Origin of the sequence: Mycolicibacterium duvalii (assembly GCF_010726645.1) — a bacterium.
Taxonomy (GTDB): domain Bacteria; phylum Actinomycetota; class Actinomycetes; order Mycobacteriales; family Mycobacteriaceae; genus Mycobacterium; species Mycobacterium duvalii.
The window spans coordinates 5,513,815-5,536,924 of the sequence record NZ_AP022563.1 but is presented as its reverse complement, the minus strand read 5'-3'; the positions used below and the strand labels follow the sequence as shown (position 1 = coordinate 5,536,924).

24 protein-coding genes and 1 tRNA gene are annotated in these 23,110 nt (G+C 68.1%); 10 read left to right on the top strand and 15 right to left on the bottom strand.

Going from position 1 to position 23,110, the window contains the following annotated elements; all coding sequences use genetic code 11:
* Positions 1-18: 18 nt before the first annotated feature.
* From G6N31_RS26320 to G6N31_RS26300, 5 genes are all read right to left on the bottom strand, one after another.
* Positions 19-94, bottom strand: a tRNA-Ala gene (locus tag G6N31_RS26320).
* A gap of 53 nt (positions 95-147) precedes the next feature.
* Positions 148-1,185, bottom strand: a complete 1,038-nt coding sequence (sepX, locus tag G6N31_RS26315) for a divisome protein SepX/GlpR (protein ID WP_098002715.1) — start codon at positions 1,183-1,185, stop codon at positions 148-150.
* Between the two features lie 154 nt (positions 1,186-1,339).
* Entirely contained in the window at positions 1,340-1,993 is a 654-nt protein-coding gene (locus G6N31_RS26310) for a GNAT family N-acetyltransferase (protein ID WP_098002714.1), read from the bottom strand.
* Between the two features lie 6 nt (positions 1,994-1,999).
* Entirely contained in the window at positions 2,000-3,274 is a 1,275-nt protein-coding gene (gene glp / locus G6N31_RS26305) for a molybdotransferase-like divisome protein Glp (RefSeq protein ID WP_098002713.1), read from the bottom strand.
* Positions 3,275-3,346: 72 nt separating this feature from the next.
* The gene (locus tag G6N31_RS26300; RefSeq protein ID WP_098002712.1) at positions 3,347-4,270 is read right to left on the bottom strand and encodes a UTP--glucose-1-phosphate uridylyltransferase; all 924 of its coding nucleotides are present in this window, start codon (positions 4,268-4,270) and stop codon (positions 3,347-3,349) included.
* A gap of 65 nt (positions 4,271-4,335) precedes the next feature.
* On the opposite strand from G6N31_RS26300, the gene G6N31_RS26295 reads away from it, so the two are divergent.
* The 3 genes from G6N31_RS26295 (at position 4,336) to G6N31_RS26285 (ending at position 6,049) form a co-directional block, all read left to right on the top strand.
* Positions 4,336-4,926: a 5-formyltetrahydrofolate cyclo-ligase gene (locus G6N31_RS26295; protein WP_098002711.1), complete on the top strand. Its 591-nt coding sequence runs from the start codon at positions 4,336-4,338 to the stop codon at positions 4,924-4,926.
* Between the two features lie 72 nt (positions 4,927-4,998).
* On the top strand, positions 4,999-5,328 hold the full coding sequence (locus G6N31_RS26290) for an FmdB family zinc ribbon protein (RefSeq protein WP_098002710.1): 330 nt from the start codon (positions 4,999-5,001) through the stop codon (positions 5,326-5,328).
* Between the two features lie 61 nt (positions 5,329-5,389).
* Positions 5,390-6,049, top strand: a complete 660-nt coding sequence (locus G6N31_RS26285; RefSeq protein ID WP_098002709.1) for an SAF domain-containing protein — start codon at positions 5,390-5,392, stop codon at positions 6,047-6,049.
* 51 nt (positions 6,050-6,100) lie between these two features.
* Here the strand turns inward: G6N31_RS26285 and G6N31_RS26280 are convergent, their stop codons facing one another.
* Positions 6,101-6,520, bottom strand: a complete 420-nt coding sequence (locus G6N31_RS26280; protein WP_133117668.1) for a hypothetical protein — start codon at positions 6,518-6,520, stop codon at positions 6,101-6,103.
* A gap of 166 nt (positions 6,521-6,686) precedes the next feature.
* Complete coding sequence (locus tag G6N31_RS26275; RefSeq protein ID WP_133117667.1) at positions 6,687-7,019, bottom strand: hypothetical protein; 333 nt, start codon at positions 7,017-7,019, stop codon at positions 6,687-6,689.
* 214 nt (positions 7,020-7,233) lie between these two features.
* Between G6N31_RS26275 and mscL the strand changes: the two genes are divergently transcribed.
* Entirely contained in the window at positions 7,234-7,656 is a 423-nt protein-coding gene (mscL, locus tag G6N31_RS26270) for a large-conductance mechanosensitive channel protein MscL (RefSeq protein WP_098002706.1), read from the top strand.
* Positions 7,657-7,722: 66 nt separating this feature from the next.
* Here mscL and mspA (G6N31_RS26265) read toward each other — a convergent pair whose 3' ends face one another.
* From mspA (G6N31_RS26265) to rpmF, 8 genes are all read right to left on the bottom strand, one after another.
* Complete coding sequence (mspA, locus tag G6N31_RS26265; RefSeq protein WP_098002705.1) at positions 7,723-8,373, bottom strand: porin MspA; 651 nt, start codon at positions 8,371-8,373, stop codon at positions 7,723-7,725.
* A 230-nt stretch (positions 8,374-8,603) separates the two neighbouring features.
* On the bottom strand, positions 8,604-9,254 hold the full coding sequence (gene mspA, locus G6N31_RS26260; RefSeq protein ID WP_163722396.1) for a porin MspA: 651 nt from the start codon (positions 9,252-9,254) through the stop codon (positions 8,604-8,606).
* A 391-nt stretch (positions 9,255-9,645) separates the two neighbouring features.
* Positions 9,646-9,804 carry a hypothetical protein gene (locus G6N31_RS27105; RefSeq protein WP_098006011.1) on the bottom strand — a complete coding sequence of 53 codons (159 nt, stop codon included), beginning with the start codon at positions 9,802-9,804 and terminating at the stop codon, positions 9,646-9,648.
* A 101-nt stretch (positions 9,805-9,905) separates the two neighbouring features.
* Positions 9,906-10,403 carry a MogA/MoaB family molybdenum cofactor biosynthesis protein gene (locus G6N31_RS26255; protein ID WP_098006009.1) on the bottom strand — a complete coding sequence of 166 codons (498 nt, stop codon included), beginning with the start codon at positions 10,401-10,403 and terminating at the stop codon, positions 9,906-9,908.
* Positions 10,404-10,480: 77 nt separating this feature from the next.
* Positions 10,481-11,836, bottom strand: coding sequence for a S1C family serine protease (locus G6N31_RS26250; protein WP_098006007.1), 1,356 nt, complete (start codon positions 11,834-11,836; stop codon positions 10,481-10,483).
* 168 nt (positions 11,837-12,004) lie between these two features.
* Positions 12,005-13,474 (bottom strand): sensor histidine kinase, encoded by a 1,470-nt coding sequence (locus G6N31_RS26245; RefSeq protein WP_098006005.1) that lies wholly within the window; start codon positions 13,472-13,474, stop codon positions 12,005-12,007.
* On the bottom strand, positions 13,474-14,163 hold the full coding sequence (locus tag G6N31_RS26240) for a response regulator transcription factor (protein ID WP_098006003.1): 690 nt from the start codon (positions 14,161-14,163) through the stop codon (positions 13,474-13,476). The genes G6N31_RS26245 and G6N31_RS26240 overlap by 1 nt, the downstream gene beginning before the upstream one ends.
* 72 nt (positions 14,164-14,235) lie before the next feature.
* Complete coding sequence (gene rpmF / locus G6N31_RS26235; RefSeq protein WP_098006017.1) at positions 14,236-14,409, bottom strand: 50S ribosomal protein L32; 174 nt, start codon at positions 14,407-14,409, stop codon at positions 14,236-14,238.
* A gap of 331 nt (positions 14,410-14,740) precedes the next feature.
* On the opposite strand from rpmF, the gene G6N31_RS26230 reads away from it, so the two are divergent.
* The 6 genes from G6N31_RS26230 (at position 14,741) to G6N31_RS26205 (ending at position 23,108) form a co-directional block, all read left to right on the top strand.
* Positions 14,741-16,378 carry an acyclic terpene utilization AtuA family protein gene (locus G6N31_RS26230; RefSeq protein ID WP_098006015.1) on the top strand — a complete coding sequence of 546 codons (1,638 nt, stop codon included), beginning with the start codon at positions 14,741-14,743 and terminating at the stop codon, positions 16,376-16,378.
* Positions 16,375-17,523 carry an acyl-CoA dehydrogenase family protein gene (locus G6N31_RS26225; protein ID WP_098006001.1) on the top strand — a complete coding sequence of 383 codons (1,149 nt, stop codon included), beginning with the start codon at positions 16,375-16,377 and terminating at the stop codon, positions 17,521-17,523. The genes G6N31_RS26230 and G6N31_RS26225 overlap by 4 nt, the downstream gene beginning before the upstream one ends.
* On the top strand, positions 17,520-19,133 hold the full coding sequence (locus tag G6N31_RS26220) for an acyl-CoA carboxylase subunit beta (protein WP_098005998.1): 1,614 nt from the start codon (positions 17,520-17,522) through the stop codon (positions 19,131-19,133). Before G6N31_RS26225 ends, G6N31_RS26220 begins: the two co-directional genes overlap by 4 nt.
* A 79-nt stretch (positions 19,134-19,212) precedes the next feature.
* Positions 19,213-21,168: an acetyl/propionyl/methylcrotonyl-CoA carboxylase subunit alpha gene (locus G6N31_RS26215; RefSeq protein WP_098005995.1), complete on the top strand. Its 1,956-nt coding sequence runs from the start codon at positions 19,213-19,215 to the stop codon at positions 21,166-21,168.
* Between the two features lie 12 nt (positions 21,169-21,180).
* Positions 21,181-22,341, top strand: a complete 1,161-nt coding sequence (locus G6N31_RS26210; RefSeq protein ID WP_098005993.1) for an acyl-CoA dehydrogenase family protein — start codon at positions 21,181-21,183, stop codon at positions 22,339-22,341.
* Positions 22,341-23,108, top strand: a complete 768-nt coding sequence (locus tag G6N31_RS26205) for an enoyl-CoA hydratase family protein (RefSeq protein WP_098005991.1) — start codon at positions 22,341-22,343, stop codon at positions 23,106-23,108. Before G6N31_RS26210 ends, G6N31_RS26205 begins: the two co-directional genes overlap by 1 nt.
* The last annotated feature ends 2 nt before the right edge of the window (positions 23,109-23,110 follow it).

The following is a 23,110-nucleotide window of genomic DNA, read 5'->3' as shown; positions in this document are numbered from 1 at the left end:
CCAGCAGATTGTTCTTCCTGGTGGAGCTAAGGGGAATCGAACCCCTGACCTACTCGATGCGAACGAGTCGCGCTACCAACTGCGCCATAGCCCCTGGTGCCGGTACAGGCTATCAGCCTGTACGCACCGGTCGAAATCGCGAGGTGGCTACTGGCCGGCCGCCCGCGGCAGGTCGTAGTGCCGGGCGAAGGCGACGTAGTCGAGGTGCTCGAACTCGGGATCCTCATCATCGATCTCGAGCACCGCGGCGCCCGGCCGGCGCAGCCGCGCCGGGACGACATCGAACTCGCGGTCACCGGTGTTCTCCACCCCGAGTCGCGATCTGGCCATCCGCTGCGCGCGCCGACGGCGCACCTGCTCCTCGATACGGGTCTGGCGACGCAGGTAGGCCAGATACAGCGCGGTGACGGCGCCGACCGTGACACACACCCACCACATCGACGAGGACCACGTCAGGGCCGCGACCGCGCTGCTCAGCAACAGCACCGCCATCACCGTCAGCGTCCGGGTACGGAAGCGGTACTTGCGCGCCGACACCGCTGCGGCGGTATCGGTCTCACGCCGACGCCGGCGGGCTTCGCTGATCGAGTCCGCGATGCGCAGGTCGGCTTCCGACGGCGCCTCCAGACCGGACGAATCATCGACGTACTCGTACTCGTCCTCGTCGCCGTCAGCAGCGGCGTGATCGTCGGCGTCCCGCGCCTCCGCGATCACCGCGGGGTCCTCGTCGTCGACGTCGGCCCCGCCCTGCGCCACATCGTCGACGTCCGCTTCTGCGGGCGCGGGGCCATCCGCGTCGGCGGTGGCCGCCGACCCGACCGGCAGCGCTCCGGAGTCCTCGACGACATCGACGTCGAGGTAGTCGGATTCGTCATCGGCCACTCGTTGCTCGGCAGCCACCATCACCACCGACCGGCGCGGTTCGGCGGTGTCGTCGACATCATCGGCATCGTCGTCGAGGTCGTCGGCGGTGTCGGCAGGCTGCCAATCCGGATCGCTGCGATGGCCGGCGGCTGGTCCACGACGTCGCAACCGTGCGCTGCCGCTGTTGAGCACCCGAGTGGCCAGCGCCACGTCACTGGTGCGGCGCACCGCGTCACGCTTGCTGATCAACATCGGCACCAGCACGAACAGCCAGAGCACGACGAGAGAGATCCAGAGGAGAGATTGGGGGATGCTTGGCATGGCGCCTGCTCCTTTCCCCATCAGGCTAGGTCTGTCGACCAGCGCATCCGTGGGCGGCGCGCCGAGACAATTACACACCTGTAATTCATCACGAGCAAGCACCAAACGTCACTTGTGTCACATCTGCAACACCCGCAAGCGGGCGCCACGTCTGTCACGCCCAGGACGCGTGCCCACCCCGCACCAGCGCCGAGCTGACCGAGCCGTTCACTTCCTCGATCGTGATGGCGACCAACAAGTGGTCCCGCCATGCGCCGTCGACGTCGAGATAGCGTTTGAGCAGCCCTTCCTCGCGGAATCCGGCCTTCGTCAACACCGCTCTGCTGGCCGTGTTCTCCGGGCGGACGGTCGCTTCCACGCGGTGCAACATCACCGGCCCGAAGCAGTGGTCGACTCCGAGTGCCAACGCCGCCGTGGCGACCCCACCCCCAGTCGACGCGCTGGACACCCAGTAGCCGATCCAGGCCGAACGTAACGCCCCGTGCGTCACATTGCCGATGGTGAGCTGGCCGACGAACTGGCCGTCCAGATCGATCGCGTAGGGCAGCATCCGACCCTTCCGGGCCTCCGAGCGCAGACCTGAGCACACCGAAGGCCACGCCGAGACAGCGTGGCGCACTTCCCAATTCATGTCGGTCGAGGGTTCCCACGGCTCCAGGTGACGGCGATCGGACAACCGGATCCGGCTCCACTGCGCCGCATCGCGCAGACGCACCGGCCGTAGCCGGACCACTCCGGCGGCGACGCGCAACGGCCCGACTGCCACCGGCCACCCGGGGTGCTGGGAACGCGGGCTCAGAAGGTTCACCGTGGGCTAGCCGCGTTGCGCCAGGAACGCGACGTCGACGAGCTCACCGGTTCGAATCTGCTCCGCCTCGCTGGGTACCACCACCAGACAGTTGGCCTCGGCCAACGTGGCCAACAGATGGGACGCGCCGGGCGCGCCGCCGAGGGCCTGCACCAGATACTCGCCGGTGTCCTGATCGCGCATCAGTTGTCCGCGCAGATACCCCTTGCGACCGTGTACGGAGTCGATCGGCGACAGGGCACGCGCCCGCACGATGCGCCGCATGGGCTGCCGCTTGCCCAGCGACAGCCTGATCAGCGGCCGCACCATCACCTCGAAGACCACCAGCGCGCTGACCGGATTGGCCGGAAGCAGGAACACCGGCACCCGGTCGTTGCCCAACTGGCCGAAGCCCTGCACCGAGCCCGGGTGCATCGCGATGCGGGTGACCTCCATGTCACCGAGGTCGGAGAGCACCCTGCGGACGCCCTCGGCAGCTGCTCCCCCGACCGCGCCGGCGATGACGACGACCTCGGCACGATTGAGCTGCCCTTCGACGACCTCGCGGAGCAGTTTCGGGTCGGTGGGCACGATGCCCACACGGTTCACCTCGGCCCCGGCGTCTCGGCCGGCAGCAGCCAGCGCATAGGAGTTGACGTCGTAGACCTGCCCGTTGCCGGGAGTTCGCGAGATGTCGACCAGTTCACCGCCCACCGACATCACCGACAGCCGCGGGCGCGGATGTACCAGCACCCGTTCGCGGCCGACCGCGGCCAGCAGTCCGACCTGCGCGGCACCGATGATGGTGCCGGCGCGTACCGCCACATCTCCGGGCTGGACGTCGTCACCGGTGCGCCGAACGTAAGCCCCCGACCGCACACCGCGCAGCACCCGGACCCGGGTGTCGCCGCCGTCGGTCCAGCGCAGCGGCAGCACGGCGTCGGCCAGAGTGGGCATCGGCGCCCCGGTCTGCACCCGGGCCGCCTGCCGGGGCTGGAGGCGACTGGGCGTGCGTGCCCCCGCCTCGATCAGCCCCATCACCGGCAGGCTGATCTCCCGGTCGCCGGTGTCCTCACCGTCCTCGCGATCCTCGTCGTCCTCATCGCCGCCGGTCCCGAGGACGTCGACGCTGCGCACCGCGTACCCGTCGATGGCGGCCTGGTCGAAGCCCGGCAGCGGACGTTCGGTCACCACCTCTTCCGCGCACATCAGACCTTGAGCTTCGGCGATCGCCACTCGCACCGGACGCGGCGCCACCGCGGCCGCCACTACCCGAGCCTGTTGCTCCTCCACCGAACGCAAGACATGCCTTTCTCCCGTCAGACCGGCCGTCGACGACCGGCTCCGATGCGATTGCGCTCGGCGCAGCAGCCGCTATTGCCCGGTCGTCTCGGGAGCGAGTCCCAGCCGCTCGACCAACCACTGACGTAGCTCGGGGCCGTAGTCGTCCCGCTCCAACGCAAAGTCAACCGCAGCCTTCAGGTAGCCCCCGGGATTTCCCAGGTCGTGTCTAGATCCGCGATGGACCACCACATGCACCGGATGACCCTCGTCGATCAGCAGCGCGATCGCGTCGGTGAGCTGGATTTCGCCGCCCGCACCTCGCGGAATGCGCTTGAGAGCGTCGAAGATCGCCCGGTCGAGAATGTAGCGCCCCGCCGCGGCATACGGTGACGGCGCCTCTTCGGCCTTGGGCTTTTCCACCATGCCCTTGACCTTCAGCACGTTGGGGTTGGCCGCGTCGGGCACGGTCTCGACGTCGAACACGCCGTAGGCGCTGATCTTGTCGGGCTCGACCTCGATCGCGCACAGCACCGACCCGCCCCGCTTGGCCCGCACCTTGGCCATCGTCTCCAGCACGCCGGTCGGCAGCACCAGATCGTCGGGAAGCAGCACCGCGATGGCGTCCTCGTCAGGGGACAGTCGGTCCTCCACGCAGCTCACGGCATGGCCCAGCCCGAGCGGTTCGGCCTGCACCACCGACTCCACCTTGATCAACGCCGGAGCGCGGCGCACCTTCTCCAGCATCGACTTCTTGCCACGCGCTTCGAGCGTGCCCTCGAGCACCAGATCCTCGACAAAATGTGCGACGACGCCGTCCTTGCCCTCCGAGGTGATGATGAGCAGCCGCGAGGCGCCGGCCTCGGCGGCTTCGGCGGCCACCAGTTCGATGCCCGGCGTGTCGACGACCGGCAACAGCTCCTTGGGAACCGTCTTGGTGGCGGGCAGAAACCGTGTGCCCAGGCCCGCTGCAGGCACGACAGCGGTGTAGGGCATAGGGACTTCGGACCGACTCATCGTTCACACATTAACCTCTCTGGGGCGGTTGTTCTCCGCTTACCCGCCGTTCGGAGGCTTACCCGGTGCCACGCACGAAAACACAGGTGCGCAGCACAATTCTGGCCGCGCGCAGGTCGTTGAGTGAGCAACAACGACAGGCCGAGTCGGCCGCGCTCGGTCGCCATCTCGAGATGCTGATCGCCGCCGGATCGACGATCTGCGCCTACGTTCCGGTCGGCCGGGAACCCGGCTCGCTGCCCGCGCTCGACGCGCTCGTCGAGCGCGGCGTCGTGGTGCTGCTGCCGGTCGCGCGCACCGACGCCGATGGCGAAGCGCAACCCCTGCGCTGGGGACGCTACCGTCCCGGCGCTCTGGTCGAGGCGCCGTTCGGGCTGCGCGAGCCCGCGCCGCCGTGGTTGCCGCCCGAACACGTCGCGCACGCGTCGACGGTCCTGGTCCCGGCCCTCGCGGTGGACCGGTTCGGCACCCGGCTGGGCCGCGGCGCCGGCTTCTACGACCGCACGCTACCGCTGGCCGCCCCCACGGCGCGGTTGGTCGCCGTGGTCCGGGACGACGAGGTCGTCGATCACCTGCCCGCCGATACGCACGACGTCCCGATGACCCATGCGGTGACACCGCAGCGCGGCGCGATCGAACTCACCGTCCGGGAATGACCGACCGCAGCTGGCGGTTCTAGCACTTGAGCCGGTAGAGTGCTAAAGACTTGGACCACCTCGGAGGTTTCTGTGCCGACCTATTCGTATGCATGCACCGAATGCAGCAACAAGTTCGACGTGGTGCAGGCGTTCACCGACGACTCCCTGACCGAGTGCCCGCAGTGCCACGGCAGGCTACGCAAGGTGTTCGGCAAGGTCGGCGTCGTGTTCAAGGGCAGCGGCTTCTACCGCACCGACAGCCGGGAATCGTCCAAGGGTTCCAGCGGCTCCAACGGCAGCACCGCTGCGGCGTCGTCGACCTCGTCGGATTCCTCGACCAAATCCTCCTCCGGGTCGTCGGACTCGTCATCCAGCTCGTCGAGCAGCGCGTCGACGCCTGCGGCCGCCGCGTCGAGCTGACTTATCCACAGGCCCACGATCGTCGGCTGACCCGCCGCGCGCCGGGTCCTACCGTGGCCGCATGGGGGATTCTCTGAACCCGACGCCACTGAGCCGCCTGGCCCAGCGTCTCCGTCCCGACTGGTCACGGACACTTGCTGCACGCCGGGCGCTGGCCGCGGGTCTTGTGGTCCTGGCCGCAGTCGCGGCGTGGCGAGACGATCCGCACTCCGATCAGGCCGACGTCGTCGTCGCCGCCCGTGACCTGGCCCCGGGGACACGACTGACTGCTGAGGACATCCGGCTCGAAAACCGAAGAGCTAGTGAGCTTCCGGAGGGCACACAGACCGACGTACACCCCGTCGTCGGCGCCACGTTGGTCGGCCCGACGCGCCGCGGCGAGATCGTCACCGACGTTCGGCTGCTGGGTCCGCGGCTGGCCGAATCCGCCGTCGGACCCGACGCCCGGATCGTGCCGCTGCCGCTGGCCGATGCCACCGTGGTGGACGTGATCCGAGCCGGCGACGTCGTCGACATCGTGGCGGCTCCGCCATCGGCCGACGCCGACACCGACGCCCGCCTGATCGCGACCGACGCCGTGGTCGTGTTGGTGTCTGCGGAAGGAGGCGGACTCTCAGCTTCTCGCGGCGACCGGGTGGTGTTGGTGGCACTGCCGGCCGCGTCGGCACGCGCGGTCGCCGGCGCGGCGCTCGTGCAGGCGGTCACGGTGACTTTGCACTGACACGAAGACGCCCCCGGTGCCGGGGCACCGAGGGCGTCTCTGAAGTGTCGGTCAGAAGCCGCTGGCCGTCACCGGCGAGCATTGCGGCCCGGTCCCCACGTTGCGCGGGTCGAAGGCGCCGCCCCACGGGTTCGAGCGCGTCAGGCCCGAGGCCTGCCAGCCGTCCGAGCCGACCCATTCCGGGCCGGCTTCCGATGCGGTCTGCTTCGGCGTGCTCACGTCGGTGACCCGCACGTCGGAGGTGCCGGCCGTACCAGTCGAGGTGACGCACGGTTCGCTGCCTGAGACGCTGGCCGCCTGCGAGGACCGGACCTGCCCGTCGGGCGAGAATTCTTGATGCGCCGGATCGTTCGGGTCGGCACCTGCGGTGCCGGCACCGAAGGTCAGAGCGGCTGCGGTGAGCGCGAGCGCGCCCACTCCGAGAACACCGAATCTCGCTTTGCGAGTGACGGTGCGGGCATCAACGGCCATGCGCCTGCTTCTTTCTGTGACGGTTGAGTCCAGCGAGCTGGTGGGGGGGTGAAGCTGATCGAAGATTATCAGCACAACCGACACCCTGCACGGCGTCTGACTAGGAGATACCTAACACCTCACCAGTCCGGAGAACGAAGCGTGGCCCCATGCGACTCAGATCTCGTCAGCAGAAATCGTCCCAATGCTCGCGACATCGATAATGATTGTCACCGAGATTGCCGAACGCCTTTGCCCTGATTTTCGGCACCGCTTTCAATGACGCTCGAACCTCTCCCTGGTCTCCGTTCTTGCGTACCTCACCTTGAACGGCTCTCTTGCGGATGCCCTTCTCGGCCACCGGACCCGCCACCGGCGTGCTGGGGTCAGCCTTCAGGTCGTGGTCATCGGCGCTGGCCACGCCCGTCCACGACATCGCGACCACGCAGACCGCTCCCGCAGCCAATGTCATCCTGCGTGCCCCACGCAAGAGCGTTGACTTCGCGATCTGCTTTTCCATCTGGTCGAACCATCCATTCTCAACGCGCATTTCAGTCTTATGTCTTCGCTTCGATCGTATTCAGGAAGACTGGCAGCAGCCGCCCGCCGCAGCGTTCTGTACTTGATTCGAAAGGCAATTCACAGGTCACGCAACATTTGCGACGCCGGCGGTTAACGTTTGATTCACCCAACGGACACCCACATACCGCTTCACCCTCCGAAAGGACGCGGCAATGCTCAAAGGCTTCAAGGAGTTCATCTCCCGCGGAAACGTCATCGATTTGGCCGTCGCGGTGGTCATCGGTGCCGCGTTCACCGGTCTGGTCACCGCGTTCACCGAGAACGTCATACAGCCTCTGATCGACCGGATCGGCGCCGGCCCGGACGCCGAATACGGGGTCCTGCGGATTCCGCTGGGCGGCGAGCAATTCGTCGACTTGAACGCGGTGCTGTCGGCGGCGATCAACTTCTTGATCGTGGCGGCCGTCATCTACTTCATCATCGTCGTGCCGTTCAAGAAGCTTAAGGAACGAGACAAGAAGGTGGAGAGCACCGAGACGGAGTTGACCCTCCTGACCGAGATCCGCGATCTGCTCAAGGCCGACGCCGACGGTGCCAGCGCCGGCCGGCACGGCACCCCACCCGAGACGAAGTAGCCGGTCGCCCACACGACATCGGCCCCCGGCGGAAGCCGGGGGCCGATGGTCGTCTAGGAAGCTAGGTCAGTTCATGTTCCAGGGCTCGCCGTAGGTGGTGACGCTGTCACCGGTCGACGAGACCAGCCGGGCGAACGGACGCAGCAGCACACCACCGGCCGCACCGGTCACCGTGCCGTGCGCGTTGGACACCGCCACCGAGCCACCCGGACCCTCGACATCCACCGAGAACGTCGCGACCTCCTGGATACCCGGGCCGTTGCCCAGATCCGCGCTGATCGACACACCCGGGAACAGCGGCGGGGTCACGATGCCGGAGAACTCGTTACCGAACACCGGATCGAAGAACCCGACACCCTGCAGGCCGTCGAAGGCGATGTTGGGGGTGGTGTAGCTGAAGTTGATGCCCACACCCAGCGACCACGGGAAGCCCACCTGGTAACCCAGCTCCAGCGTGCCCTCGAAATCGTCGGCACCCTCACCGGCCACGATGTAGGTGGCCTTGCCCGAGTGGAACCACTCACGGGTCAACCGGTTGCGGTCCAGCGGGAACACCCCGTTGAGGAAGGTGTCCCACTGCTGAATGGTCAACGTCCGACCCTGGCCGTCGACCAGGCTCAACTCGTTGTCCAGACCTGCATGAGATGTGCCAGTGCTCACGAACAACGCCGCGATCGATGCAACCATTGCGATCAATACCCGACTGATGGTTTTCATTATCTCCCTAGCTTCGTTACCGGCGTCCCGCTCGGGCCACCGCTGATGTTCGTGCCTGGCTTGCATCACTTCGCCGACGACTCTGTGAACACGAGCAACATATCGGGGCCCCACCCGGACAGGCAATGCGACCCTAAGAATCGCAGCCCACTCGCGCTGAGAGAGTCAGCGTATTCAGTTGTGATGCGCCGGCCCCCGGGTTTCCCCGGGGGCCGGCGACTCTGACTAGGTCAGTTCATGTTCCAGGGCTCGCCGTAGGTGGTGACGCTGTCACCGGTCGACGAGACCAGCCGGGCGAACGGACGCAGCAGCACACCACCGGCCGCACCGGTCACCGTGCCGTGCGCGTTGGACACCGCCACCGAGCCACCCGGGCCCTCGACATCCACCGAGAACGTCGCGACCTCCTGGATACCCGGGCCGTTGCCCAGATCCGCGCTGATCGACACACCCGGGAACAGCGGCGGGGTCACGATGCCGGAGAACTCGTTACCGAACACCGGATCGAAGAACCCGACGCTCTCGAATCCGTCGAAAGCGATGTTGGGGGTGGTGTAGCTGAAGTTGATGCCCACACCCAGCGACCACGGGAAGCCCACCTGGTAACCCAGCTCCAGCGTGCCCTCGAAATCGTCGGCACCCTCACCGGCCACGATGTAGGTGGCCTTGCCCGAGTGGAACCACTCACGGGTCAACCGGTTGCGGTCCAGCGGGAACACCCCGTTGAGGAAGGTGTCCCACTGCTGAATGGTCAACGTCCGACCCTGACCGTCGACCAGGCTCAACTCGTTGTCCAAACCTGCATGCGAAGTGCCAGTGCTCACGAACAACGCCGCGATGGACGCCACCATCGCGACCAGCACCCGACTGATTGCTTTCATCTTCTCCCTAGCGACTCGAGGTGTCCCCGGGATTGGGGCACCGGCGGTTGTCCGTGCCTGGCATACCTACACCACACACTTCGCGAGATTCGGATGTGAAGTGAATGAGGAACTTCACATCCGGGTCTTACGAATCACTCATCGTCTCGACACGAGGAACATAACGGTGGGGCATCGGACCGGCAACGCGAGCGCTGGGTGGTGTTAGGCAGCACACAGGGTGCCGATCGCCCACGGATGAATCTTCGTGACTGTCGACCCCCTTCAGCGCGACGGCGGGGATTGATGGGAGGAACCGTCGCTGATTTCGGACCCCGCAGTCAGTTGTTCGTAAACAGTGTGAGGTCCGTTACAGCTGAGTCGCAAGTGAAGCGATGCGCGAAGGCACAGGTCAGTCGTGGTGCGGGGGAATGTTGTCGCGCAGCCAGCGCTCGTGGGAGGTCGCGTCGTCCGCCGACGAAGGTTCGCGCTCGTCGGCTGTGGTGTCCGGCAACGGGGCGCCGAAGATCTTGTCGAGCGCTGCCTTGGACGGCTTCGAATGCTCGCTCATCGGCCCCTGCCCTGTGATCAAGATCACGAGATGATCGAACTAATTGTTCACCTGAATTTAACCATGCAGGTCAGGTGCGGTTTCGCTCCAGCCGTCGGAGGTCAGATCTCCAGGCTCGAGAGCTGTCCGATCACCTGGGTCGCCAGCGGACCGAGGGTGGCCATCCCATCGCGGACCGCGGCGCGCGATCCCGCCAGGTTCACCACCAGGGTGCTACCGGAGACGCCGGCCAGCCCGCGGGAGACGCCCGCGTCGGTGATACCGGCCGACAGACCCGACGCCCGCAGCGCCTCGGCGATACCGAGCAACTCGCGATCGAGCAGGTCGCGGGTCGCCTCGGGCGTCACGTCGCGCGGGGTCACACCGGTGCCACCGACCGACACCACGAGATCGACACCGCCGATGACCGCCGTGTTGAGGGCGTTACGAATCTCGACCTCGTCGGAGGAGACCACGACGACGCCGTCGACGACGAACCCCGCCTCCCCGAGCAACTCGGTGACCAGCGGGCCGCTGTGGTCTGCTTCGTCCCCGTGAGCGGCCCGGTCATCGACGACCACGACCAGAGCGCGGCCCACCAACGCATGCGGCTGTTCCATGAGCTCAACCGTATATGTCGGGGTCGACGCCTCTGAAGTCAGACGGACACTGACGAGAGGACGCTCGCTCGTCGACGTCACTGGGCGGCCCTGCCGAGGGTGACCTCGATGGTCTGTTCGCGGCCGCCGGACTCCAGGTAGGTCAACGTGACCTTGTCCCCGGGGGCCTTGGAACGAACCGCCGCCACCAGCGCGTCGGCGCTGCCGATGACGCGCCCGTCGAACTTGGTCACCACGACGTTGTTGGGCAGCCCGGCTGCGGCGGCCGCGCCGTCCCCGGTGACCTCGACGATCCTGGCGCCGTCGATCTCCGCGTCGTTGCCGACCTGCACACCGAGCGACGCCCGCGACGCGGTGCCGGTCTGGATCAGCTCGTCGGCGATGCGTTTGGCCTGGTCCACCGGGATTGCGAAACCCAGACCGATCGATCCGCCCTGCGGACCGCCGGCGCTCGCACCGAGCGTGGCGATCGCTGAGTTGATGCCGACCAGTTCACCGTTCATGTTGACCAGCGCGCCACCCGAGTTCCCGGGGTTGATGGCCGCGTCGGTCTGGATCGCGTCGAGCACCGTGTTCTGGTTGCGTGCATCACCGCCGGCGGCGACCGGACGGTTCAAGGCGCTGATGATGCCGGTGGTGACGGTGCCGTCCAGGCCGAGGGGCGACCCGATCGCGACGACCTCCTGGCCCACCCGCAGATCGGCCGAGGAACCCACGGTGATGGGCGTCAACCCGGACACGTTGCGTGCCCGCACCACGGCGATGTCGCTGCCGGGGTCGGTGCCGACGACGGTGAACTCCGCGGTGCTGCCGTCGTGGAAGGTGACCTTGGTGGCCGACCGCGCTGCGGCGTCGGCGGCCGCAGCGACCACGTGATTGTTGGTGAGAATCAGCCCGTCGGCGGAAAGGATCACCCCCGAGCCTTCCTCGGTAGAGCGGCCCTGGTTCACCTCCAGCTTGACCACGCTGGGCACCACCTTCAGGGCAACCTGTTCGACCGCCCCGGCGGGCACGGAGGCTGCAGGCCGGCTCGGCGCCGCGCCGAGAGCACTGATGCCGCCGCCCCCGTTGTGATCGGGGTGCACCAACATCGCCACACCGCCCCCGACACTCGCTGACAGCAGCGCGAGCACCGTCGCACCCACCGTCAATGCTCCTACGCGCGAACGCTTTCGGGGCGGTGCAGCCACACCGCCGGGCATACCGGGCGACGGGTACTGACCCGGCGCAGCCGGCATGGGCGCGCCACGGTACGGGTCGTAGGACGCCCGAAATGCTTGGCGCTGTTGCTCCGTCGCGTACCGCCAGTCGTAACCCCCGACGCTGCCCTGCTGCTGGTAGCCGCCGGACCGTTGTGGGTCACCGTGACTCCCGGGCATACCGGGCTGCTGCCCCTGATGCGGGTTCGGTGAATACCTCGGGTGGTTGGTCATTTGCTGCGGCGCTCTCTCCCTGCGAAGTGTGGTGTCGCTTGGTCTAACGATCATTGCTGCTCCAGCGTGCCCAGCGGGACTGAGAATCCCCTTAGAACTGCTTCGGGAAACTCGCTCAACCGGACCTCACCATCGTCGCTGGTGTCGAGGTTCACCGCTGAGATCGGCCTACCGCGTGTCGCGGGATACGTCGGACTCGGAGTCGGAGTCCACCGCGTATCCGGACGGACGGCCAGGAAACAGCACATGCATCGACGTGCCCGGCGGTTGACCTCCGGGCACGGTGTCGGTGACGTAGAGGGCGCCGCCGTGCCGGACAACGACCTGTTTGACGATCGCCAGGCCCAGTCCGGAGCCTGGCATCGCCCGTGCGGCGGTGGATCGGTAGAAACGCTCGAAGACCAGGTGGCGCTCTTGCGGGGGGATTCCGGGGCCCTGATCGGAAACCACGAGTTCCGCGCGCAGCGGATCCACCTGGGTCAGCCGCACGTCCACCCGCCCCCCGGGGGGACTCCATTTGGCAGCGTTGTCGAGCAGATTCAAGACCGCCCGCGCCAAACCGGCCGCGTCACCGTAGACCTGCCAGGGGGTGACCGCGACGTCGAAGTCGATGTCGTTGCGCCGTCGTCGGACTCGCTCCAACGAACGTTCGATGACGTCGCCCATCTCCACGGTTTCGTGGATGACGCCACCGGCGTCGGCGCGGGTGAGGTCCACCAGATCGCCGACGAGCGTGGACAGTTCCTCGATCTGGGCGATCACGTCTGCCTGCAGTTCGGCCATCTCCTGTTCGGGCAGCCGCGGTGCGCCCGGCTTCTGTGACGCCATCAGCAATTCGACGTTGGTGCGCAGCGACGTCAGCGGCGTGCGCAATTCGTGACCGGCGTCGGCCACCAGCCTCGACTGCCGGTCCCTTGATTCGGCCAGCGCCCCGAGCATCATGTTGAACGTCTCGGTCATCCGCGCCAGCTCGTCACTGCCGAACACTTGGATCGGACGCAGGTCGCTGGTCCGCGCCACGCGTTCGGCCGCTTCGGTCAGCCGCGCGACCGGCCGCAGCGCCGCACGCGCGACCATGCCGCCGGCGATCGCCGCGACCGCCACGCCCACACTGCCGATGATCAGCAGCACGCTGCCCAGCCGCTGCAGGATGACCCGGGTGGGTTCGAGGCTCTTGGACAGCAGCAAGGAACTGCCCGTGCCCTGGATGTGCAGCGCGAGGACCCGCTGACGGCTGACGCTACGCAGCGACATCAGCAGCTTGCCCTCCATGACGTCCCGCTCCGGACCGCCGATCGGCAGCGTCTGACCCGGCTGCTGATAGGTGTACTTCACCCGGCCGGGCACGTAGTAGATCGCGTTGATGTCCGAGAACGCGGTGCCCTCGATGGCCTTGGCCGGATCCACCGACAGCGATCCGCTCTCGACCAGCAGCTGCGCGCGGGTGCGCAACTGTGTGTCGATGTCGTCGTAGAGCGCCCGGGATACGACCGCGTACACCGCGACGAACATCGGCAGGACGACCATCACGACCATCGACATCGCGAGCAGCATCACCCGCCAGCGCACCGACAGCGAGCTGGTGGGGGGCGGTGGGCGCAGCCGGGGCGGCCAGGGCCCGGCGTTGCCGTAACTCATCAGGGCGGCGTCTCGCGCAATACGTAGCCCACCCCGCGCACGGTGTGGATCAACCGCGGCTCTCCCTCGGCCTCGGTCTTGCGCCGCAGGTAACCGACGTAGACCTCCAATGCGTTGCCCGAGGTCGGGAAGTCGAAGCCCCACACCTCCTCGAGGATGCGGCTACGGGTCAGCACGCGTCGCGGGTTGGCGATGAGCATCTCCAGCAGAGCGAACTCGGTGCGGGTCAGGCTGATCTGCCGGTCACCTCGGGTGACCTCACGGGTGACGGGGTCCAGCGACAGGTCGGAGAAGGTCATCGCCGCCGACTCGGTCGAGATGTCTTCGGGCGTGGTGCGTCGCAACAACGCGCGCATCCGGGCCAGCAGCTCCTCCAGCGCGAACGGCTTCGGGAGATAGTCGTCGGCGCCGGCGTCGAGGCCGGCCACGCGCTCGGACACCGAGTCACGTGCGGTCAGCACCAGAATGGGCAGATCGTCACCGGTGCTGCGAAGCTGTCGACACACTTCCAAACCGTCCAGCCGCGGCATCATCACATCCAGGACGACGGCGTCGGGCCGGTTGCTGGCGATCATGTCGAGGGCTTCGCGGCCGTCCTGAGCCAGTTCGACCGAGTACCCGTTGAAAGCCAGCGAGCGCCGGAGGGATTCGCGTACCGCGCGGTCATCGTCAACGACAAGTATGCGCACTGGCACAGTGTCGACCCCGCGACTGAGAGTGACCTGAGAGGCGCGCCGCTGGCGTACGCGCCTTTCGGGAAATCAGCGCCGGTCGAGGTCGATCAGACCCAGGCGCGCGGCCTTGAGCAGGCGCCGCGGCACCTTGCGCTGCTGACCTGCGACGGTGACGCCGACGAGGTTGGTCCGGGTGGCTTTCCACTGCGCGCGCCGGCTACGGGTGTTCGCGCGCGACATCCTGCGCTTGGGCACAGCCATGATCGAGCTCTCCATCGTTCGGGGGTATCCGGCAGGGGCACTGCCCGTGAGCCTGGACTACCGGGCGCCGGCAATTGCTGACCAGGATAGCCGCTGCGGGCGGCGGGCTCCAAACTCCGGTCCCGCGTCGGCCGGCGCCGACTGTCTGGCCGCTGCCGGCGGTGCGGCGATCTGGCCAAAGCGCCACTCGATACCGACGGTACCCACTAACCTACCGACTGGTTGGGTGAGCCTTCAGACGGGAGAGTGCGTGACGGACAGCCGCGACATCCGGCGTGCCCCGGTCCGCATCGGCAATTGCTCGGGGTTCTACGGTGACCGACTCGCGGCGATGTCGGAGATGCTCACCGGCGGTGACCTGGACTTCTTGACCGGCGACTACCTTGCCGAGCTGACCATGCTGATCCTGGGACGCGACCGGATGAAGAATCCGGAGCGCGGCTACGCCAAGACCTTCCTGCGGCAGCTGGAGGAGTGCCTGGGGCTGGCCATTGAGCGCGGGGTGCGCATCGTGGCCAACGCGGGCGGTCTCAACCCGGCGGGGCTGGCCGACGCGATCCGCGCGCTGGCCGACCGGCTGGGCCTGACCGTCGCGGTCGCCCATGTCGAGGGAGACGACCTCCTCCCCCGTGCCGCCGACTTGGGTCTGGGCACGCCGCTGACCGCCAACGCGTACCTCGGCGCGTGGGGCATCGTGGAATGCCTGACCGCCGGCGCCGACGTCGTGGTGACCGGCCGGGTCACTGACGCGTCGGTGGTCGTCGCTCCGGCCGCCGCTCACTTCGGCTGGCAGCGCACCGACCACGATCGGATCGCCGGTGCCGTCGCGGCGGGCCATGTGATCGAGTGCGGAACCCAGGCGACGGGCGGGAACTACGCGTTCTTCACCGAGATCGTCGATCTGCTGCACCCCGGCTTCCCGATCGCCGAGATCAGCGAGGACGGCTCGTCGGTGATCACCAAGCATGCGGGCACCGGCGGTGCCGTCACCGTCGACACCGTCACCGCCCAGTTGCTCTACGAGGTCGGCGGCGCCCGCTACGCCAATCCTGACGCGACCCTGCGGATCGACACCGTCGAGGTGGCGCCCTACGGACCCGATCGAGTACGCATGCGCGGTGTCCGCGGCGAACCGCCCCCGCCTACCCTGAAGGTGTCACTCAACAGCCTCGGCGGGTTCCGTAACGAGATGACGTTCGTCCTGACGGGTCTGGACATCGACGCCAAGGCCGCGCTGGTGCGCCGGCAGGTGGAGTCGAGCCTGCGCGCCCACCCCGCGGAGCTGCAGTGGACGCTGGCCCGGACCGATCATCCGGACGCCGACACCGAGCAGACCGCCAGTGCCTTGTTGCGTTGCGTGGCCCGTGATCCCGACCCGGCCGTCGTCGGCCGGCAGTTCTCCTCGGCCGCAGTCGAACTCGCGCTGGCCAGTTATCCGGGTTTCACCACGACGGCACCGCCCGGGGACGGTCAGGTCTACGGCGTGTTCACCGCCGCCCACGTGCCGGCCGAAGAGGTGGACCATGTCGCGGTGGGGCCCGAGGGGACCCGCGTCGAGGTCGCTGCGACGCCGGTCACCGCGGTGCTGGAACCGGTGCCCGCGCCGGCAGCGCCCGGACCACGAGCGTGGGGCGCGACCCGGCGGGTTCCGCTGGGCACCATCGCGGGAGCCCGCAGCGGCGACAAGGGCGGCAGTGCCAACGTCGGGGTCTGGGTCCGCACCGAGGACCAATGGTGCTGGCTGGCCGAATCCCTGACGACCGACACCCTGCGCCAGTTGCTGCCCGAGACCGCGGACCTGCCGGTGACCCGCCACCTGCTGCCCAACCTGCGCGCGGTGAACTTCGTCATCGACGACATCCTGGGCGCCGGCGTGGCCTATCAGGCTCGATTCGATCCGCAGGCCAAGGGGCTGGGCGAGTGGTTGCGCAGCCGGCACATCGACATTCCGGAGGAACTACTGCCGTGAGCATCTGGACCACCCCCGAGCGGGACGAGCTTCGAAAGACTGTGCACGCCTTCGCCGAACGCGAGGTCCTGCCCTACTCCGACGAGTGGGAACGCGACGGTGAGCTGCCCCGGGACCTGCACCTCAAGGCCGCGGACGCGGGCCTGCTCGGAGCCGGCTTCGCCGACGCGGTCGGCGGAGAAGGCGGTGACGGCGCCGACGCCGTGGTGATCTGCGAGGAGATGCACCGCAGTGGCTGCCCGGCAGGGGTCTACGCCTCCCTGTTCACCTGCGGGATCGCCGTGCCGCACATGATCGCCTCGGGGGACCCGCACCTGATCGACACCTACGTGCGGCCGACCTTGCGCGGCGAGAAAATCGGCGCGCTGGCGATCACGGAACCGGGCGGCGGCTCCGACGTCGGGCACCTGCGCACCCGCGCCGAACTCGACGGCGGGCACTATGTCGTCAACGGAGCCAAGACCTACATCACCTCCGGCGTGCGCGCCGACTACGTCGTCACCGCGGTGCGCACCGGCGGCCCCGGTGCTGCGGGTGTGTCTCTTCTGGTCGTCGACAAGGACAGCGCCGGTTTCGAGGTGACCAGAAAACTCGACAAGATGGGGTGGCGCAGCTCCGACACCGCCGAACTGTCCTACACCGACGTCCGGGTACCGGCCGCCAACCTGGTCGGTCCCGAGAACAGCGGCTTCCTGCAGATCGCCGCGGCGTTCGTCAGCGAGCGTGTCGGCCTTGCCGCGCAGGCCTATTCGGCCGCGCAACGTTGTCTTGACCTGACCGTGCAGTGGTGCCGGGACCGCGAGACCTTCGGCAGGCCGCTGATCTCCCGCCAGGCGGTGCAGAACACCCTCGCCGAGATGGCGCGCCGCATCGACGTCGCCCGCGTCTACACCCATCACGTGGTAGAGCGTCAACTCGCCGGTGAGACGGACCTCATCACCGAGGTGTGCTTCGCCAAGAACACTGCGGTGGCGGCCGGCGAGTGGGTGGCCGACCAGGCGGTGCAGCTGTTCGGCGGCATGGGCTACATGACCGGCACCGAAGTCGAACGCCAGTACCGCGACATGCGCATCCTGGGCATCGGTGGAGGTACCACCGAGATCCTCACCTCACTGGCCGCCAAGACCCTGGGATACCAGTCATGACGTCAGCGAGAAGCGCAGCAGCTCTGACTTCGACACTCGACGTTCGTTCGACCGCATACCGCGAGGCGGCCGACTCGATGGTGGCCAAGCTCGCCGAGCTCGACGCCGAGCACCTCAAGGCGCTGGCGGGCGGCGGCGCCAAATACGTGGCGCGCCATCACGATCGCGGCAAGATGACCGCACGCGAACGCATCGAGGCACTGGTCGATCCCGACTCACCGTTCTTGGAGCTCAGCCCGCTCGCCGCGTGGGGCACCGACTTCACCGTCGGAGCCAGCGTGGTGACCGGCATCGGCGTGGTCAGCGGGGTGGAGTGCCTGCTGGTTTCCAACGATCCGACCGTCAAGGGTGGCACCAGCAACCCGTGGACGTTGCGGAAGATCCTGCGGGCCAACCAGATCGCGCTGCAGAACCGGCTGCCGGTGATCTCGCTGGTGGAGTCGGGCGGTGCTGATCTGCCCACGCAGAAGGAGATCTTCATCCCCGGCGGGCAGATGTTCCGCGACCTCACCCGACTGTCGGCGGCCGGGATCCCCACTGTGGCCATCGTGTTCGGCAACTCCACCGCCGGGGGCGCCTACATCCCGGGCATGTCCGACCACGTCGTGATGATTCGGGAACGCTCGAAGGTGTTCCTGGCAGGACCACCCCTGGTGAAGATGGCCACCGGCGAGGAATCCGACGACGAATCGCTGGGCGGGGCCGAGATGCACGCCCGTACCTCGGGCCTGGCCGACTACTTCGCCGTCGACGAACTCGACGCGCTGCGCATCGGCCGTCGTATCGTGGCCCGGCTGAACTGGCGCAAGCTCGGGCCCGCCCCGAAACCGGCCAGTCCGCCGAAGTTCGACGAGAACGAGTTGGTCGGCATCGTGCCCGCCGACCTGCGCATCCCGTTCGATCCCCGGGAGGTGATCGCCCGCATCGTGGACGGATCGGAGTTCGACGAGTTCAAGCCGCTCTACGGCGGATCCCTGGTCACCGGCTGGGCGACGTTGCACGGCTACCCGCTGGGCATCCTGGCCAACGCCCGCGGCGTGCTGTTCAGCCAGGAGTCACAGAAGGCCACCCAGTTCATCCAGCTGGCCAACCGCTCCGATACGCCACTGTTGTTCCTGCACAACACGACCGGCTACATGGTGGGCCGGGACTATGAGGCAGGCGGAATGATCAAGCACGGCGCGATGATGATCAACGCCGTGTCCAACTCGACGGTGCCGCACATCAGCCTGCTGATCGGCGCGTCCTATGGGGCGGGCCACTACGGCATGTGCGGACGCGCCTACGACCCGAGGTTTTTGTTCGCTTGGCCGAGCGCCAAGTCCGCGGTGATGGGCGGACCTCAACTGGCCGGTGTGCTGTCGATCGTCAGTCGCGCGGCGGCCGAGGCCCGCGGGCAGCAGGTGGACGAGGCCGCCGATGCGGCGCTGCGCGCTGCGGTGGAGGCGCAGATCGATGCGGAGTCACTGCCCATGTTTCTGTCCGGACGGCTCTACGACGACGGCGTGATCGACCCGCGGGACACCCGCACCGTGCTGGGGTTGTGCTTGTCCGCCATCGCCAACGGTCCGATCGAGGGGACGTCGAACTTCGGCGTCTTCCGGATGTGAGCGCCCCCATGCCTGCGATTTCGGCGTGCTTTTCGCCGCTGAGCGTAGGAAAACACGCCGAAATCACACGGAGGTCGCGATGATCGCGAAGGTGCTCGTCGCCAACCGTGGGGAGATCGCTCGCCGCGTGTTCGCCACCTGCCGGCGACTCGGCATCGGCACCGTGGCGGTCTACACCGACCCCGACGCGGACTCCCCGCATGTCGCCGAAGCCGACGCCCGGGTACGGCTGGACGGCACCCGCGGTTACCTCGACATGGGTCAGCTGATCGCGGCCGCCCACGCGGCGGGCGCCGATGCCGTCCACCCCGGCTACGGATTCCTATCGGAAAACCCGGATTTCGCAGCCGCGGTGCAGGAAGCGGGGCTGACCTGGGTGGGCCCGCCGGTGGCCGCGGTGGCGGCGATGGGATCGAAGATCGAGGCCAAGAAGCTGATGGCCGGCGCCGGGGTGCCGGTGCTCGAGCAGTTGGATCCCGACACCGTGACCCCGGACATGTTGCCGGTGCTGGTGAAGGCCTCCGCCGGCGGCGGCGGCCGGGGGATGCGGGTGGTGCGCGACCTTGCCGACCTGCCCGCACAGGTGGCGGCCGCCAGTCGGGAAGCCCAGGCCGCGTTCGGAGATCCGACCGTGTTCTGTGAGCGCTACCTCGAAACCGGCCACCACGTCGAAGTACAGATACTGGCTGACCGGCACGGCACGGTGTGGGCCGTCGGGGAGCGTGAGTGCTCCATCCAGCGCCGCCATCAGAAGATCATCGAGGAGGCGCCCTCTCCGCTCGTGCAACGCCATCCCGGCATGCGCGACCGGCTCTTCGACGCCGCCCGGCTGGCCGCCACCGCCATCGACTACACCGGTGCGGGCACCGTGGAGTTCATGGCCGCCGAGGACGGGTCGTTCTACTTCCTGGAGATGAACACCCGCCTGCAGGTGGAACATCCGGTGACCGAACTGACCACGGGCCTCGATCTGGTCGAGTTGCAGTTCGCCGTCGCCGACGGTGCGCGGCTCGAGGCCGCGCCGCCGCCGATGCGCGGGCACTCGATCGAGGCCCGGCTCTACGCCGAGGACCCGGCGCGGGACTGGCAGCCCCAGCCCGGGCCGGTGCACCGGTTGACGGTCCCGCACGTCGTCAGCGAGTTCGGGCCGGTCGACCGCCTCGGGGTTCGGTTGGACTCCGGGGTGTCCGACGGTTCGCAGATCTCGGTGTTCTACGACCCGATGATCGCGAAGGTGATCTCGGTGGCGCCGACCCGCGCACAGGCGTCGATGGTGCTGGCCGACGCGCTGATCCGCGCCCGTGTCCACGGTGTCCGCACCAACCGCGACCTGCTGGTCAACGTGCTGCGCCACTCCGCTTTCACCGAGGGGGCGACCGACACCGCGTTTCTGGACCGTCACGGTCTGGCCGAACTGGCCGCGCCCGCCGCCGACGCCGACACCGTCGCGCTGTCGGTGATCGCCGCTGCGCTGGCCGACGCCGCGTACAACCGCAGCACGGCAACGGTTCTGGCGGCGCTGCCCAGCGGCTGGCGCAACCTGCCCTCCGGTCACCAGGTCAAGCGCTACCGCGACGCCGACGACGTGGTCCACGAGGTGCAGTACCGGCACACCCGAGACGGCGTGCAGATCACGGGTCGCGACGACATCGTCGCCGCCGCCGCGACCCCGCAACGCGTGGTTCTCACCGTCGGCGGCGTGGACCGGCCGTTCGACGTCGCCCGGTACGGCGCCGACGTCTTCGTCGACTCCCCGGGTGGCGCCGTCGCTCTGAGCGCCCTGCCCCGCTACGGCGACCCCGCTGACGCGCTGGCTCACGGCTCGCTGCTGGCGCCGATGCCCGGTTCGGTGCTGCGGGTCGGGGCCGGGGTCGGGGACCGGGTCAGCACCGGGCAACCGCTGGTCTGGCTGGAGGCGATGAAGATGGAGCACACCATCAGCGCACCGGCCGACGGGGTGCTGGCCGAGATCAACGTCGAACCGGGCCAGCAGGTCGAACTCGGCGCGGTACTGGCCCGCGTCGAATCACCGTAAAGGAGACACCGCATGAGCGGATTCATCGAAACCGAGGAACAGCAGGCGTTGCGGCACGCGGTGGCCGCGATGGCCGCCAACTACGGGCAGGACTACTACCTGGAGAAGGCCCGGGCCGGGCAGCACACCGACGAATTGTGGTCCGAAGCAGGAAAACTCGGCTTCATCGGGGTGAACCTGCCCGAGAAGTACGGCGGCGGCGGTGCCGGAATGTACGAGCTGAGCCTGGTGATGGAGGAGATGGCCGCCGCCGGGTCGGCGCTGCTGATGATGGTGGTCTCCCCAGCGATCAACGGCACCATCATCGCCAAGTTCGGCACCGAGGAGCAGAAGCAGCGGTGGCTGCCCGGTATCGCCGACGGGTCGGTCACCATGGCGTTCGCGATCACCGAGCCCGATGCCGGCTCCAACTCCCACAAGATCACCACGACCGCCCGCCGCGACGGCAGCGACTGGATCCTGTCCGGCCAGAAGGTCTACATCTCCGGCGTCGACCAGGCCCAGGCGGTGCTGGTCGTGGGCCGCACCGCAGACCACAGGACGGGCAACCTCAAGCCTGCGCTGTTCATCGTGCCGACCGACACACCGGGGCTGAGCTACACCAAGATCGAGATGGAGATCCTCAGCCCGGAGTTCCAGTTCCAGCTGTTCCTCGACGAGGTCCGCCTGCCCGCCGACGCGCTGGTCGGGTCTGAGGACGCCGCGATCGCGCAGCTGTTCGCCGGGCTGAACCCGGAGCGCATCATGGGGGCGGCCAGCGCCGTCGGGATGGGTCGCTTCGCGATCGGCAAGGCCGTCGACTACGTCAAGACCCGGCAGGTGTGGAAGACACCGATCGGCGCGCACCAGGGCCTGTCACACCCGTTGGCGCAGAACCATATCGAGATCGAGCTGGCCAAGCTGATGATGCAGAAGGCCGCGGCGCTGTACGACAGCGGCGACGACGCCGGAGCGGCCGAAGCCGCCAACATGGCCAAGTACGCCGCGGGCGAGGCGTCGGTCCGCGCGGTCGATCAGGCCGTGCAGTCACTCGGCGGCAACGGTCTGACCAAGGAGTACGGCATCGCGTCGGTGCTCACCGCGTCGCGACTGGCCCGCATCGCGCCGGTCAGCCGGGAGATGATCCTGAACTTCGTGGCCCAGACCTCGCTCGGCCTCCCCCGGTCCTACTGATGGGCGCGCTGGTCACCTATGAGGTCGACGGTCCCGCGGCGCGGCTGACGCTGGACTCGCCGCACAACCGCAATGCGCTGTCGACCGCGTTGGTCGAGCAGCTGCACGACGGCTTCACCCGCGCCGCGCACGACCCGTCGGTGCGGGTGGTGGTGCTCGGGCACACCGGATCGACGTTCTGCGCGGGCGCCGACCTCGCGGAGTCCGCGGGCGCTGACGTTGCCGAGACGGCCGTGGCCCGAGCCGCGGAGATGACCCGGCTGCTGCGCCGCATCCTCGAGTCCCCACTGCCGGTGATCGCCGCGGTGGACGGGCACGTGCGCGCGGGCGGTCTGGGCCTGGTCGGCGCATGCGATATCGCGGTGGCCGGTCCCGCCAGCACGTTCGCGCTCACCGAGGCGCGCATCGGCGTGGCGCCGTCGATCATCTCGCTGACCCTGCTGCCGAAACTGACGGCGCGGGCGGCCGCACGCTACTTCCTCACCGGCGAGAAGTTCGGCGCCGGCGTCGCCGCCGAGATCGGACTCATCACCGTCGCCGCCGATGACGTCGCAGGGACCGTCGCTCAGGTGGTCTCGGAGGTGCGACGAGGATCGCCGCAGGGGCTCGCCGCGTCCAAGGCGCTGACCACCGCGTCCATCCTGGCCGACTTCGACCGGCTGGCAGAGAAATTGACGCGGGAGTCGGCCGCACTGTTCGGCTCGGCCGAAGCGCGGGAGGGGATGCTGGCGTTCCTCGAGAAGCGCTCCCCTACCTGGGCGGTCTGAGC

Excerpts from the sequence above, each read along its gene's own strand:
- sepX (WP_098002715.1), bottom strand. The coding sequence starts at position 1,185 with ATGCCAAGCATCCCCCAATCTCTCCTCTGGATCTCTCTCGTCGTGCTC.
- rpmF (WP_098006017.1), bottom strand. The coding sequence starts at position 14,409 with ATGGCTGTGCCCAAGCGCAGGATGTCGCGCGCGAACACCCGTAGCCGG.
- G6N31_RS26280 (WP_133117668.1), bottom strand. The coding sequence starts at position 6,520 with ATGGCCGTTGATGCCCGCACCGTCACTCGCAAAGCGAGATTCGGTGTT.
- G6N31_RS27105 (WP_098006011.1), bottom strand. The coding sequence starts at position 9,804 with ATGAGCGAGCATTCGAAGCCGTCCAAGGCAGCGCTCGACAAGATCTTC.
- G6N31_RS26245 (WP_098006005.1), bottom strand. The coding sequence starts at position 13,474 with ATGAGTTACGGCAACGCCGGGCCCTGGCCGCCCCGGCTGCGCCCACCG.
- G6N31_RS26285 (WP_098002709.1), top strand. The coding sequence starts at position 5,390 with ATGGGGGATTCTCTGAACCCGACGCCACTGAGCCGCCTGGCCCAGCGT.
- G6N31_RS26220 (WP_098005998.1), top strand. The coding sequence starts at position 17,520 with ATGACGTCAGCGAGAAGCGCAGCAGCTCTGACTTCGACACTCGACGTT.
- G6N31_RS26205 (WP_098005991.1), top strand. The coding sequence starts at position 22,341 with ATGGGCGCGCTGGTCACCTATGAGGTCGACGGTCCCGCGGCGCGGCTG.
- mspA (WP_098002705.1), bottom strand. The coding sequence starts at position 8,373 with ATGAAAACCATCAGTCGGGTATTGATCGCAATGGTTGCATCGATCGCG.
- G6N31_RS26255 (WP_098006009.1), bottom strand. The coding sequence starts at position 10,403 with ATGGAACAGCCGCATGCGTTGGTGGGCCGCGCTCTGGTCGTGGTCGTC.
- G6N31_RS26275 (WP_133117667.1), bottom strand. The coding sequence starts at position 7,019 with ATGGAAAAGCAGATCGCGAAGTCAACGCTCTTGCGTGGGGCACGCAGG.
- mscL (WP_098002706.1), top strand. The coding sequence starts at position 7,234 with ATGCTCAAAGGCTTCAAGGAGTTCATCTCCCGCGGAAACGTCATCGAT.
- G6N31_RS26230 (WP_098006015.1), top strand. The coding sequence starts at position 14,741 with ATGTCGGAGATGCTCACCGGCGGTGACCTGGACTTCTTGACCGGCGAC.
- G6N31_RS26250 (WP_098006007.1), bottom strand. The coding sequence starts at position 11,836 with ATGACCAACCACCCGAGGTATTCACCGAACCCGCATCAGGGGCAGCAG.
- mspA (WP_163722396.1), bottom strand. The coding sequence starts at position 9,254 with ATGAAAGCAATCAGTCGGGTGCTGGTCGCGATGGTGGCGTCCATCGCG.
- G6N31_RS26210 (WP_098005993.1), top strand. The coding sequence starts at position 21,181 with ATGAGCGGATTCATCGAAACCGAGGAACAGCAGGCGTTGCGGCACGCG.
- G6N31_RS26215 (WP_098005995.1), top strand. The coding sequence starts at position 19,213 with ATGATCGCGAAGGTGCTCGTCGCCAACCGTGGGGAGATCGCTCGCCGC.
- G6N31_RS26300 (WP_098002712.1), bottom strand. The coding sequence starts at position 4,270 with ATGAGTCGGTCCGAAGTCCCTATGCCCTACACCGCTGTCGTGCCTGCA.